This is a genomic window from Kitasatospora sp. NPDC023176 (genome assembly GCF_055560495.1).
On record NZ_JBVHIP010000025.1, the window covers coordinates 133518 to 146993 of the forward strand.

12 protein-coding genes and 1 rRNA gene are annotated in these 13476 nt (G+C 71.0%); 1 reads left to right on the plus strand and 12 read right to left on the minus strand.

Annotation, left to right across the window (positions count from 1 at the left end; all coding sequences use genetic code 11):
- Positions 1-69: 69 nt before the first annotated feature.
- A complete protein-coding gene (locus ACZ3YL_RS29070; protein WP_188302496.1) occupies positions 70-1554 on the plus strand; it encodes an MFS transporter in 1485 nt (494 codons plus the stop codon).
- A 149-nt stretch (positions 1555-1703) separates the two neighbouring features.
- Here the strand turns inward: ACZ3YL_RS29070 and ACZ3YL_RS29075 are convergent, their stop codons facing one another.
- From ACZ3YL_RS29075 to rrf, 12 genes are all read right to left on the minus strand, one after another.
- The gene (locus tag ACZ3YL_RS29075) at positions 1704-3089 is read right to left on the minus strand and encodes a DNA polymerase IV (RefSeq protein ID WP_188302497.1); all 1386 of its coding nucleotides are present in this window, start codon (positions 3087-3089) and stop codon (positions 1704-1706) included.
- A gap of 72 nt (positions 3090-3161) precedes the next feature.
- Positions 3162-3884, minus strand: coding sequence for a SanA/YdcF family protein (locus ACZ3YL_RS29080; protein WP_317620872.1), 723 nt, complete (start codon positions 3882-3884; stop codon positions 3162-3164).
- A 100-nt stretch (positions 3885-3984) separates the two neighbouring features.
- Entirely contained in the window at positions 3985-4629 is a 645-nt protein-coding gene (locus ACZ3YL_RS29085; RefSeq protein ID WP_188302498.1) for a MerR family transcriptional regulator, read from the minus strand.
- 224 nt (positions 4630-4853) lie between these two features.
- Complete coding sequence (locus tag ACZ3YL_RS29090; RefSeq protein WP_188302499.1) at positions 4854-5330, minus strand: bifunctional nuclease family protein; 477 nt, start codon at positions 5328-5330, stop codon at positions 4854-4856.
- A 91-nt stretch (positions 5331-5421) separates the two neighbouring features.
- Complete coding sequence (ftsR, locus tag ACZ3YL_RS29095; RefSeq protein ID WP_188302507.1) at positions 5422-6117, minus strand: transcriptional regulator FtsR; 696 nt, start codon at positions 6115-6117, stop codon at positions 5422-5424.
- 182 nt (positions 6118-6299) lie between these two features.
- Positions 6300-6842 (minus strand): FHA domain-containing protein, encoded by a 543-nt coding sequence (locus ACZ3YL_RS29100; protein WP_317620873.1) that lies wholly within the window; start codon positions 6840-6842, stop codon positions 6300-6302.
- 562 nt (positions 6843-7404) lie between these two features.
- Positions 7405-8481 carry a DUF881 domain-containing protein gene (locus ACZ3YL_RS29105; RefSeq protein ID WP_465660368.1) on the minus strand — a complete coding sequence of 359 codons (1077 nt, stop codon included), beginning with the start codon at positions 8479-8481 and terminating at the stop codon, positions 7405-7407.
- Positions 8474-8806 (minus strand): small basic family protein, encoded by a 333-nt coding sequence (locus ACZ3YL_RS29110; protein WP_030062488.1) that lies wholly within the window; start codon positions 8804-8806, stop codon positions 8474-8476. Before ACZ3YL_RS29110 ends, ACZ3YL_RS29105 begins: the two co-directional genes overlap by 8 nt.
- Entirely contained in the window at positions 8803-9876 is a 1074-nt protein-coding gene (locus ACZ3YL_RS29115) for a DUF881 domain-containing protein (protein WP_465660369.1), read from the minus strand. Before ACZ3YL_RS29115 ends, ACZ3YL_RS29110 begins: the two co-directional genes overlap by 4 nt.
- A gap of 175 nt (positions 9877-10051) precedes the next feature.
- Complete coding sequence (locus ACZ3YL_RS29120; RefSeq protein ID WP_188302502.1) at positions 10052-12547, minus strand: mannose-1-phosphate guanyltransferase; 2496 nt, start codon at positions 12545-12547, stop codon at positions 10052-10054.
- A 123-nt stretch (positions 12548-12670) separates the two neighbouring features.
- Entirely contained in the window at positions 12671-13291 is a 621-nt protein-coding gene (locus ACZ3YL_RS29125; protein WP_188302503.1) for a CDP-alcohol phosphatidyltransferase family protein, read from the minus strand.
- 98 nt (positions 13292-13389) lie between these two features.
- A 5S ribosomal RNA gene (gene rrf, locus ACZ3YL_RS29130) occupies positions 13390-13476 on the minus strand; the annotation flags it as partial.

Below are 13476 nucleotides of genomic sequence, written 5' to 3' on the forward strand. Positions count from 1 at the left end.
TTTGACACTCTGAAGTATCTCCCTGCACAGTTACTTCAGTTCATTCACTATGTACGGGAGGAAGCAACCGTGAGTGAGGCACCACAGCCCACCACCGCGGCCGAGAAGCAGAGCAACGCCCGGGTCCTGCCGGCCCTCATCCTGGCGATGCTGTCGTTCAGCGTGGTGCAGACCGCGGTCGTACCGATCCTGCCGTCGCTGGCCAAGGAACTGGACGTCTCCGGCTCCAACATCACCTGGCTGATGACGGCCAACCTGCTGTCCGCGGCCGTGCTGACTCCCCTGCTGGGCCGCTTCGGCGACCTCCGGGGCCGCAAGCCCATGCTGCTGATCTCGCTGGCCGGCCTGGTCGCCGGGTCGGCGCTGGCGGTCAGCACCCACTCCTTCACCTGGCTCATCGTCGCCCGTGTCCTGCAGGGCGCCGGCGGTGGCGTGATGCCGCTGGCGATCAGCATCGTCCGTGACGAGCTGCCCAGGCAGAAGGTCACCGGCGGCGTCGCCGCCATCAGCGCCTCGATGGGCGTCGGCTCCGGACTCGGCCTGGTCGCGACCGGCCTGCTGCTGGAGCACTGGAACTACAAGTCGATCTTCTGGATGGGCCTGGCCTTCGGCCTGCTCGCCGTCGCCCTGGTCGCCTTCCGCGTCCCGTCCGACCCGGTCACCGACAAGGAGGGCGGCGCCGACCCGCTCGGCGCCATCACCCTGGCCGCCTGGCTCTCCGCCCTGCTGGTCGCGGTCAGCCAGGGCAACCACTGGGGCTGGACCTCCACCAAGACCCTCGGCCTGTTCGCCGTCGCCGCCGTGGTCGCCCTGATCTGGGGCGTCATCGAGACCAAGGTCGCCCACCCGCTGGTGGACCTGAAGATGATGGGCCGCCCGGCCGTCGCCTTCACCAACCTGTCCGGCCTGCTCATCGGCTTCGGCATGTACGGCTCGTTCATGGTCATCAGCAACTTCGCCCAGACCCCGGAGAAGCTGGCCCACTACGGCTTCACCGCGACCGTCCTGCACGCCGGCGTGATGCTGCTGCCGTCCGCGATCGGCTCGATGGTGGCCGCCCCGGTCGGCGCCATGCTGATCGCCCGCCGCGGCCCCCGCCTGCCGCTGGTCCTCGGCGGCGTCCTCGGCGCGATCGCGATGGCCTACCTGGCCCTGCGCCACAGCGCCGAAGGCGACATCTACACCGCCTCCGCCATCTTCGGCCTCGGCATCGGCCTCGCCTTCGCCGCGATGCCGGCGTTCATCAACGGCGCCGTCCCGGTCGAGCAGAGCGGCATCGCCAACGGCATGAACTCCGTGCTCCGCACCGTCGGTGGCGCGATCGGCACCGCCGTGATGACCGCCATCCTGACCGGCGACACCATGAAGTTCCCGATCAAGCTCCCGGTGCAGCTGCCCACCCTGGACGCCTACAAGCACGCGTTCTGGACCACGGCCGTCGTCTGCATCATCGCCGGCGCCGTCCCCTTCCTGATCCGCAGCGTCAAGCCGGCCGTCACCGGCGGCCCGGCCCGGCAGGACTCCAGCCCCGAGCTGGCCAAGACCGACGCCTGACGAGGCGTCCGGCCCGCGCGCTCAGGGACAGGACGCGCGGGCCCGGCCTCCGCTCGGTCGCGAGGGCATCACGACCGTCCGGGGTCCGGCACGGTATGCGGCCCCACCCGGTACTCCTACCGGGTGGGGCCGTTCCGCGTTCTCCCGCCTCACTCGCCCTCGGCGCCCGGTTCCTCGACCTGCCGCAGCGGCAGCGGCCGGGCCGGCTCCAGCGCCGGGTCCTCCACCGCGAAGGTCCGCACCCGCCCCGGCCCGCTCCACGGCGTCTCGAACCGTACGGTCACCCGCCCGACCCCGCTGCCCTGCACCCAGCCCGGCCCCAACTCGGCGTGCCGGACGTCCTGTCCGGGCATCCAGCGCCGCACCACGACCTCCTCCGGCTCCTCCTCGGCCACCGCCGCCTCGGCGGCCTCGGCGTGCTCCACCGCCTCCTCCCGCAGCGCCTGCGCGAACAGGTCCTCCTGGGTGTAGTCGGCCAGTTGGGCCACGCCCACCCCGAGCAGCCGGACCCCGCCGGTGATGTCCACCTGCTCCGCCAGACGCCGCGCCGTCGCGGTGATCACCGTCTCGTCGTCGGTGGGCCCGCCCAGGGTCTCCGAGCGGGTCAGCGTCGAGAAGTCGAAGCGCCGCACCTTGAGCACCACCGTCCGCCCCGAGCGCCCGGCCGCCCGCAGCCGCCGCACGCACCGCCCGGCCAGCGCCTCCACCTCCCGCAGCACCCGGTCCCGGTCGGCCAGGTCCACCTCGTAGGTGTCCTCCACCGAGACCGACTTGGCGTCCTGGTCGGCCACCACCGGCCGCTCGTCCAGCCCTATCGACATCTGGAAGATCCCGGCGCCGTGCGCCCGCCCGAGCAGTTGGACCAGCTCCGCCTCCCCCGCCTCCGCCAGGTCGGCCACCGTGCTCAGCCCGGCCCGCCGCAGCACCTGCTCGGTGGCCGGCCCGATCCCGGGCAGCGCCCGGACCGGCATCGGCCCGAGCACGGCCCGCTCCTGCCCGGGCTCGATCAGCACCAGCCCGTCCGGCTTGGCCTGCTCGGAGGCGATCTTCGCCATTAGCTTGGAGCCCGCCGCGCCCACCGAACCGGTCAGCCCGGTGAACCGCTGGATGTCCGCCCGCAGGTCCTCCGCCAGGGCGAGCACCAGCCGCTCCCCGGTCTCGTGGTCCGTCTCCGCCAGCACCGGACCGTACGGACCGGCCTCCAGGTCGACGAAGGCCTCGTCCAGGCTCAGCGGCTGCACCAGCGGCGACAGTTCGCGCAGCAGCGCCATCACGATCTCGCTGTTCTGCCGGTACGCCTCGAACCGCCCGGCCAGGAAGGCCGCGTTGGGGCACAGCCGCCGCGCCTGCGCCATCGGCATCGCCGAGTGCACCCCGAACCTGCGCGCCTCGTACGAGGCCGTGGAGACCACCCCGCGCCCGCCGAGCCCGCCGACGACCACCGGTTTGCCGCGCAGGCTCGGCTTGGCCGCCTGCTCCACCGCCGCGAAGAAGGCGTCCATGTCGAGATGGATGATGCTCGGCAGAGATCGCACCCGCCGATCATCGCGCACGGGTCCGACAGTACGTACGAACCCGGCCGACGCCCGGTGGCCGGCGACCCGCCGCTACTCCTCTGCGGGCCGGGCCAGCGCCTTGGGGATGCCGTCCTCCTTGGGCCCGAGGAACACCGGGTCCGGCCGCAGCCAGACGTTGACCGCCGCCTTGCCCGCCCCGGCGACCTCCCGCAGCCCGCCGTACAGCCAGGTGCTGTCGTGCACCTCCGGCACCCCGACCGCGTACGAGCGGATGCCCGCCGCCTCGCACAGCGCCAGCGCCCGCCGGACGTGGAAGTCCTGGCTGACCAGCACCGCGCGGTCCACCCCGAAGATCCGGTGCGCCCTGGTGCAGGAGTTCCAGGTGTCGAAGCCCGCGTAGTCCCGCACCACCCGGTCCGCCGGGATCCCGTGCTCGGTCAGGTACCGGTACATCGCGTCCGGCTCGTCGTACTCGGTCCGCCCGTTGTCCCCGGTCACCAGGACGGCCTTCACCTTGCCCTCCCGGTACAGGTCCAGCGCCGCCACCAGACGGTGCTCCAGGTAGGGCGACGGCTTGCCCTGGTCCAGCCCTGCGCCGAAGACCACCGCCACCGGCGCCGACGGCGCGCTCTCCACGGTGCCCACCCGGTCCCCCGCCGTGATCCACAGCCAGGCGCTGGGCGCCAGCGCCAGCGAGCACAGCAGCGTCGCCGTCTGGAAGACCCTGCGCTGCGTCCGGCGCTCCCGCAGCCGCGCCCGCAGCCCCCCGGCCCGACGCCGCAGCAGCCCCGATATCCCGGTGCCGACCTCCACGTGCCCCTCCCTCGATCGCTTCGCCAGGCAACACGACGAAGCCGTGGGCCGGAACGGTTCCCCGTCCGGGCCCACGGCCCCGTCGAAAACGATCGCCCGGTCAGACCGCCCGGTTGCGCCGCTGCGCCAGCTCGTCCGCCGGGTCGTTGCCGACCAGCGTCTCGCCGGTGTCGGTCCGTTCCCCGTGCAGCCGCCCGAGGGTCAGCTCCAGTTCGTGCCAGACCGCTCCCACCGCGATGCCGAACACTCCCTGACCACTCTTCAGCAGATCGACCACCTGCTGCGGCGTGGTGCACTCGTACACCGTCGCTCCGTCACACATCAGCGTCAGCCCGGCCAGGTCGGCCCGGTCGGCGGACTGCAGATGGGCGACGGCCACCCGGATGTTCTGCAGCGAGACGCCCGCGTCGAGCAGCCGCTTCACGATCTTCAGCAGCAGGACGTCGAGGAAGTTGTAGAGCCGCTGACTGGTCGCCGGGTACGCAGTGCGGACGCTGGGCTCCAGCAGTCCGGTGCGGGCCCAGTAGTCCAACTGGCGGTAGGTGATGCCGGCCGCCGCACAGGCCGTCGGGCCGCGGAAGCCGATCAGTTCGGAGGTCGGGGCCAGCCGCTCGATCGCGGGCTGGCCCGGCTGTACGGCCGGAAACCTGCCCGTCCTGGGCAGGTCCGACACGGTGCGGGCGGTACGCGGAAGGTGCACGGCGCACAGGCCTCCCACGGCCGCGTCATCGCCGGTGCTGCTCATGCCTACCTCCGTCCACTCGTGCTGCGGGCAACCCGACTGCGGGCATCGGCCACCCGGACAGCCACTCCTGACGGTAGGCAGTCCCCTATGACCCGTCAACGATCGCCACGCCGGGCCAGACAAACCACTTCACTCAGGAGAGTGGTTTTTCGTGCCCCTAGTGTGGGTAGATGGACGTTTTTTGGCAAAACGGCGCGCGCACCAGCTGATCCGCCCCGTCCGCACTACTGCGGACCGCCGCCCCCGAAGTCCTCGGGCGACACCTGGTCGAGGAACTCGCGGAACTTCTCGACCTCGTCCTCCTGCTCGTCCGGAATCGCGATGCCCGCCTCGGCGAGCACCTCCTCGCTCCCGTAGATCGGCGTGCCGGTGCGCAGGGCGATCGCTATCGCGTCGGACGGCCGGGCACTCACCTCGACCCCGCCGGCGAACACCAGCTCGGCGTAGAACACGCCCTCCCGCAGGTCGGTGATCCGGACCTCGGTGAGCTGCTGGCCGAGCGCTTCCAGGACGTCCTTGAACAGGTCGTGCGTCAGCGGGCGCACCGGAGTCATGCCCTGCTGGGCGAAGGCGATCGCGGTCGCCTCGCCGGGGCCGATCCAGATCGGCAGGTATCGATCTCCCCCGACCTCCCGAAGCAGCACGATCGGCTGGTTGGAAGGCATCTCCACCCGGACACCCACGACGTCGAGCTCATTCACACAGGCAACCCTATGGCTACGACCCCGGATATGAAAGCGCAGGGCCGACGCCGCTGGTCAGCGCGGTGCACCGGTCCTGCGGAGGGCACCCCTAACCCCGGGACCGCAGACCGGCCTGGACCATGGCCGCGTGCAGCCGCACCGACAGCGTCGCCAGCTCCCTCGCGGTGGCCTCGGCGTGCGCCCGGGTCTGCGGGTTCCGGTGCCGCCGCAGCGGCGCCACCACCTGCTCCACCAGCGCGATCTCGCGGTCCGCCGCCGCCTTCATGGCCCTCAGGTGCCGCGGCTCCAGCCCGTACCGGCCGAGTTCGGCGACCAGTCGGGCCACCTGCAGGGCCTCCCCGTCGTACCCACCGTCCGGGCCCGGCACGACCAGCCCGTACGCCTCCCACTCCGCCAGCTGCGGTTCGCCGGCCTCGGCGGCGGCGAGCAGTTCGGCCCGCCCCAGCCGGACCCCGGAGGGGACGTCGGCGGAGGCGACCAGTTCGCGGTCGGCCTCCTCCAGCGGCCCGGGCCGGGCGTCCGCGGCGGGCGGCAGCGCGGGCGGCGCCTCCCCGCGCTCGATCGCGTCCAGGTGCTCGCGGATCACCCGCAGCGGCAGGTAGTGGTCCCGCTGCATCCGCAGGACGTAGGCCAGCCGCTCCACGTCGGACGGGCTGAACTTGCGGTACCCCGAGGGAGTGCGCTGCGGCTCGACCAGCCCCTCCGCCTCCAGGAAGCGGATCTTGGAGATGGTCACCTCGGGGAAGTCGTCGCGCAGGAAGGCCAGCACCGCGCCGATGCTCAGCAGTTCGTCACCGCCGCGCCGCCGGCCGACGGGCCGGTCCGACCGGACCGGCTGCCTGGGGCCCGCGACCACCCCGCGCCCGCCCCGGTCCGCCAGCGGACCGGACGACGACGCAGGGTTGGCCGCCCCGAGAGAAGAGGAAGGGGTATTCGTATTCACTCGGGCTCCCACCGACGTTGGTTTCAGTACCCCCGGTTGTGGCCGGCGAAGAACACCAGCCGGTACTTCCCGATCTGCACCTCGTCGCCGTTGTTCAGCGGCACCTCGTCGATCCGCTCCCGGTTGACGTAGGTGCCGTTCAGGCTGCCCACGTCCGCGACGCTGAAGCCGGCCTGGGTGCGGCGGAACTCCACGTGGCGGCGGGAGACGGTGACGTCGTCCAGGAAGATGTCACCCTGCGGGTGACGCCCCGCCGTGGTGACGTCCGAGTCCAGCAGGAACCGGCTGCCCGAGTTCGGGCCGCGCTGGACGATCAGCAGCGCCGAGCCCGGCGGCAGCGCGTCGATCGCCGACAGCACCTCGGCCGACAGCGCCGGCGTGGTGCCGGTGCCGGTCGTGGCGGAGGGGTCGTAGGACTCCAGGCCGGAGATCGAGATCGTCGAGGTGGTCTCCACCGCCCCCTCCGGCAGCAGGCCGCCGCGCAGCGCGGTGCCGCAGTTGGAGCAGAAGCGGGCCGCGGCCGGGTTCTGGTTGCCGCACCTGGGGCACGGAGTGGGGCCAGCCATGTTCACAGCCTCCTGGCGCGGCACACCCGACGGGTTGTGCCCGGCGTACGGGTCCGGGGCAAACCCTCCACCAGAGGTTGAGGGTCCTGACGGGAAACCTATGCGCGGGTCGCCGGAGGGGTCAACCGACGCGCCGTAGCCCGCCGGATTCCCCGCGTACTGCGCGGCGCCGTCCCGGTACAGCTGCTGTCCGGCGTACGGCGCGGCCTCGGGGGCGGGGCGCATGCCCGGCACGGCGGCCTCGTCCTCCGACCGGCGGTGTCGCGCGGTGGGCGCCTCGACGGCGGCCGCGTCGCGACCCTTGTTGCGACCGAACAACTTCGAGAAGAAACTCACGGGCGAATCCCCTTGCGTGTGACAGACCCGCCCGCGGGGCAGGGTGAGAACCTCGGACAGGCTGCGGGCCCGGTTGCGGCTCGGGCCTGCTGGAGTGGTACTCCGACGGTTGGTGCTTCGGTTGGTGCTACGGAGCGTACTGGTGCGAACCAGTCTCTCCCACGCGACGACGGCGCCCCGCACCGGGTGGCGCCCGCCCGTGACGGGCCGTTCGACGTGCGCCCCGTCACTTCGAAGCCGGCTTGGCGTACTGCGGCGTCTTCAGATCGACGAGGGCGTCGACGACCACCTTCTGCTGCTGGGTGATCGTCGCCCGCGCCTGGTGGCTCTCCAGGGTGCGGACGACGCCCCCCGGGATGTTCAGTGCGGGCGTCAGGTCCTGCGGGTTCCCTACGACGGTGAACCGATAGGGCTGCGAGACCTTCTTCCCGTCGATCTGCACCCCACCGCCCGACAGGTCGGTGAAGTAGGTGTTGACCACCACGCGCACATCGTTGATCTGAATCGCCTCCGCCCCCGCCGCTCGAAGTTCCTGCAGGGTGTCCAGCAGCATATCCGCCTTCACCTGCCCTTGGGGATCATCGACCGTGAGTACGATGCCCGGACCTGTGGCTTTGACCGTACCGGCCAGCACACCCAGTTCCGTCATCTTCTTCCTGGTCTGCTCCTGGGCCTCCTTGGCCTGGTTGGAGCTGTTCTCCAACTTGCCCAGGGACTGCTCGAGCTCGGCCTTCTCCTGCTGGAGACGCTGCTGACGGCTGTCCAGTTCGTCGAGGATCCGCACCAGGTCCTCCTGCCGGGCCCCGCGCAGCTGGTTGTGGTGGTCGTTGGTCGAACGCACCTGGATCGCCAGCCCCAGGCCGAGCGAGAACAGCAGCAGCGCCACCACCAGCTGCCCGCGCGACAGCCGCGGTGGCCAGAGCGCCGCCTTCAACCGCCGCCGACCGGTGTCGCGGTCCGCGCCGGGCGGCTCCTCGGCGGCCTCCGGCCCGGCCGGTTCCGCCGGCTCCTCGGCCTCGGCCTCGACGGCCTCCGCCTCCGGCTCCCGCCCCGGCTGGGGCTCGCTCTCGGACGCGAGCACCTTCGTCAGCCGGACCGACGGCTCCGGCTCCACCGCCCCGGCCTCGAGCTCGCCCTCAGCGTCAGACTTCTCCGGCTCCGCCGCACCCTCGGCACCCTCAGCGGCTCTTCCGGCCCCCTCGGGCTCCTTCGCCACCGGCTCCGCCGCGGCTTCCTCGACCGCAGGCGCCTCCGCCCTCTTCTCCTCTTCCTTCTCCGCCGCCTCGCGGCCCGGCTCAGGCACGGAAGACATGGCGCCGGATCGCCGCCGCGTTGGAGAAGATGCGGATGCCGAGGACGACGACCACACCCGTCGACAGCTGCGAACCGACGCCGAGCTGGTCACCCAGGAAGACGATCAGGGCCGCGACCACCACGTTCGACAGGAACGAGACGATGAAGACCTTGTCGTTGAAGATCCCGTCCAGCATCGCCCGGACGCCACCGAACACCGCGTCCAGCGCCGCCACCACCGCGATCGGCAGGTAGGGCACGACGGCGTCGGGCACCTCGGGTTGGACGAAGAGTCCGACGACCACCCCGATCACGAGACCCAGTACGGCAATCACGGTCTAGCTGCTCCTGTCCCTGTGGTGGTCTTGGTGGATCCGCCGGACGGCCGCCGCTTCGCGGGCTGACCACCGCTGGTCGCCGACGGTGAAACGGACGCGGCGGGGCTCTCCGAGGTTCCCGGGCCGCCTGACGGAGTCCCGCCCGGTCCGGCCGGCGAGCCCGCCGACGGGCTCGCCGTGGGCGAGGGCTCGGGCGTGACGGGCTGGGCGGTCCGCAGCGTCACGCCGACCGCCGCCGGCAGCGTCAGGCTCTTCTGCGCGGAGAGCGTCGACTTGATGCCGTACTTCTCCTGCAGCAACCGCAGGTACTGCCCGGCCATGTCCCGCTCGAAGGCGCCGAGCAGCTTCGGCCCGTCCCCGATCGCCTGAAGGTTGTACGGCGGGACGAGCGGCCGGTTGTCCACCAGCACCGCCTCACCGGCGGCCCGGATCGCGGACAGGGCGGTCAGCCGCTGCCCGTTGATCGAGACGGCTTCCGCCCCGGATCCCCACAGACCGTTCACCACGAGTTGCAGGTCCCGGTCGCGCAGCCGGCCACTGTTGGAGAAGCCCTGTCCGGCCCGCGGGTCGACGTTGCCCCCGCCACCCGTCCCGGCGGCGTCCTCCAGGACCAGCTTCACCCCGGGCCCGGTGACCTCGCCCAGCCCCACCTCGCCGGTCAGTCCGCCCGCTCCGCCGTCTCCGGAGGCCAGCGCCTGCTGCTGGGTGTCGTCGACCTTGCGCCGCAGGTCCTGGACCTCCTTCTGCAGGCGGTCCGCCGAGCCGTTGCTGTCGTTGATCCGGTGGATCAGCGCGTCCCGCTCCTTGGCCAGCGTCGGCTCCGCCTTGTGCGCGTTCACCGCGCCGACCGTCACCACCGCTCCGACCAGCGCCAATCCGGCGCCCAGCGTCAGCAGCCCGCGTAGCGTCCGGGGCATCCGGCTGTCGTGCTCACCGCCTCGGACCGCAGCCGCCTCGGCGTACCCCTCGTCCAGGCTGTGGTCCATCACGTTGGTCAGCAGGGACATCGAGGCGTCCGGGCGGTTGTACCGCCCGTTCGGGGCACTCGGCGTCGGCGTCGCTGGCATGCGGACCATCGTCCCATGTCGGCGGAGGGGCCAGCGCACGGCCCCTGAGCTGCACACACGCCACACACATCGACGGAAAGTGACGGACCCCTCCGAATGATGTGAAAACGGACAACGGGGCGCGCGGACTGATCCGCGCGCCCCGCCGGTTCAGGGAACTCGTCCGCTCAGCCGGTCACCGCCCCGCGCCCTCGACCACGGCCGCCCACTCGTCCAGCAGCGCGTCGGTGGCCTCGTCGTCCGGGCCCTCGGCCCACAGGTGGGTGACCGCCTCGGCCGGGTCCGGCAGCACGAGGGTCCACCGCCCGTCCGCTTCGACCACCCGGACCCCGTCCGTGGTGTCCAGCCGCCGACTGCCGGCCGCCTCCACCACCGAGCGCATGACCATGCCCTTCGCCGCCCACGGCGTCGCGATGTCCCGGCGCCTGATGTGCGCCTGCGGGATCCGCGCGTCGATCTGGCTCAGCGTGAGCTGGGTCCGGGCCACCAGGCCCACCAGCCGGACGAAGGCCGCGGCGCCGTCCAGCACCCCGCTGAACTCGGGCACCACGAAGCCACCGCGCCCGTCCCCGCCGAACACCGTGCCCTCGGCGGAGGCCGCCTTCGCCAGGTCGTCCGGCGTGGTCGTGGTCCAGATGACCTGGGTGCCGTGGTACGCGGCGACCTGCTCGGCGATCCGGGTCGTGGTCACCGGCAGCGCCACCTGCCCGCTCCGCCGCTCCGCCGCGACCAGGTCCAGCAGCACCAGCAGCGCCCGGTCGTCGTCGATCACCCGGCCCAGCTCGTCGACGAACGCGACCCGCTCACCCACCGGGTCGAAGCGCACACCGAAGGCCGCCCGCGAGGAGGCCACCAGCTCACCGAGCCTGGCCAGCCCGGCCCGCCGGGTCTCCGCGTCCTCGGTCGGCCGTGCCTCGTCCAGCCCGCTGGAGACGGTGAGCGCCTCCACCCCGAGCCGGCCGAGGATGCTCGGCAGCACCAGCCCGGCACTGCCGTGCGCGGTGTCCACCACCACCTTCAGCCCGGCCTCCCGGACCCCGGTGGTGTCCACCGTCCGCAGCAGGTTGCCCGCGTAGGAGTCGAACACACTCGACGGGAAGGTCAGGTCCCCGATCTCACCCGGGAACGCCCTGCGGTACTCCTGACGTGCGTAGACCCGGTCGAGCTTGCGCTGCCCGGCCTGCGAGAGGTCCGCCCCGCGCTCGTCGAAGAAGAGGATGTCCAGCGAGTCCGGCACTCCGGGGGTGGTCCGCAGGAAGATCCCGCCGGCGCTCCCCCGCGCCGTGTGCTGCCGGGCCACCGGCATCGGCACGTTCTCCAGGTCGCGGACGTCGATCGCGGAGGTCTGCAGCCCCGAGATCATCGCCCGTTTGAGCGCACGCGCACCACGCGAGTGGTCACGCGCAATGGTGACGGTGGCGCCCTTCTTCAAGGTCGTCGCGTACGCACCCGCCAGCCGGACGGCCAGCTCCGGGGTGATCTCGACGTTGAGGATGCCCGAGACGCCGCGGACCCCGAAGAGGTGCTCCTGGCCACGCGACTCCCAGATCACCGAGGTGTTGACGACGGCGCCGGCCTCGATGGTCTTGAAGGGGTAGACCCGGACGTTGGCCCCGATGATCGACTCCTCGCCGACCAGGCACTCGTCCCCGATCACCGCGCCGTCCTCGATCCGCGCGGCCCGCATCACATCGGTGTTCTTGCCGACCACGCAGCCGCGCAGATTGCTCTGCGGCCCGACGTACACGTTGTCGTGCACCACGGCCTTGTGCAGGAACGCACCGCGCTTGACCACCACGTTGCTGCCGAGCACCGTGTGCTCGCGGATCTCCACGCCGGCCTCGACCTTGGCGTAGTCCCCGATGTACAGCGGCCCGCGCAGCACGGCCTCCGGGTCCACCTCCGCCCCCTCGGCGACCCAGACGCCCGGCGAGATCTCGAAGCCTTCGATCTCCACGGAGACCTTGCCCTCCAGGACGTCCGCCTGGGCCTTGCCGTAACTCTCGTGGGTGCCCACGTCCTCCCAGTAGCCCTCGGCGACGTACCCGTAGACCCGCTTGCCCTCCTTCAGCAGCTGTGGGAAGACGTCGCTCGACCAGTCGACGGACTCACCGGCCGCGACGTAGTCGAAGACCTCCGGCTCCATCACATAGATACCGGTGTTCACCGTGTCGGAGAAGACCTGACCCCAGGTCGGCTTCTCCAGGAAGCGCTCGACCCGCCCTTCCTCGTCCGTGATCGTGATTCCGAACTCCAGGGGATTCGGCACCCTGGTGAGACAGACCGTGACCAGTGCGTTCTTACTGCGGTGAAAGTCGATCAGTTCGGAGAGATTGAAGTCGGTCAGCGCGTCACCGGAGATCACCAGAAAGGAATCGTCCTTGAGCGCGTCCTCGGCGTTCTTGACACTCCCCGCAGTGCCTAGTGGCGTCTCCTCATGGGCATACGTGAGGTGCATGCCCAGTTCCTCCCCGTCACCGAAGTAGTTCTTGACGAGTGACGCCAGGAACTGGACGGTGACGACGGTGTCGGAGAGGCCGTGCCGCTTCAGCAACCGGAGCACGTGCTCCATGATCGGCATATTGGCGACCGGAAGCAGCGGCTTCGGCATGCTGGAGGTCATCGGGCGGAGTCGGGTTCCCTCGCCCCCTGCCATTACTACGGCTTTCATTACGGGTGCGTCCTCCTTTGCGGTGGTGGACCTGCAGGTCCATCAAACCGTTCCAGAGGTTCTCTACCCGGAAGGTACCGTCCGACGCACCGGGGCGGCGTGGGACTTCTCTCAGATCACGTCTCAGGCTGTGGACGCCGAGCCCGCGGAGCCGGCCTTGATGATCTGCCGTGCCTGAACCGCGTAGAGAATCGCCGACCACCAGTACAGGGTCGTCCCCCACCAGATGAAGGCCCAGCTCACCACCTCGGCCGGCCGCGCGATCCAGCTGTCAATTCCGCCGAGCAGCAGAAGCGGAAACGCGTACATCAGATTGAAGGTCGCGGCCTTGCCGAGGAAACTCGTCTGCAGCGGCCCGTATCCGTGCCGGTTCAGAATCGGCAGCAGCGACGCGATAAAGACTTCCCGGGCCAGCAGAATCGCCGTCACCCACCACGGCAGGAACTCACGCCACGTCAATCCGACGAGCGTGGACAGCACATAGAGCCGGTCGGCCAGCGGGTCCAGCAGCTGCCCCACCCGGCTGATCTGCCCCCACCGCCTGGCGAGCTTTCCGTCCAGATAGTCGCTGATCCCACTGAGCGCCAGAATCAGCAGCGCCCAACCGTCGTTCTTGGGGCCGCCGAAGGCGGGCCACAGGATGAGCCAGAGAAAGAGCGGAACGCCGACCAGCCGGCCCATGCTCAGCAGGTTGGGGATGGTGAGGACGCGATCGGTCTGGACCCGCGTCTCCTGGACCTCCACCCGGGGGCCTCCTGTCCTGTATCACGACAATGCACGTTGACCATACAACAGAAAAGCCCCCGCACGGTTCACCCGGCGGGGGCTTCTCTCGAAGAATTGTTCGGCGGCGTCCTACTCTCCCACAGGGTCCCCCCTGCAGTACCATCGGCGCTGTGAGGCTTAGCTTCCGGGTTCGGAATGTAACC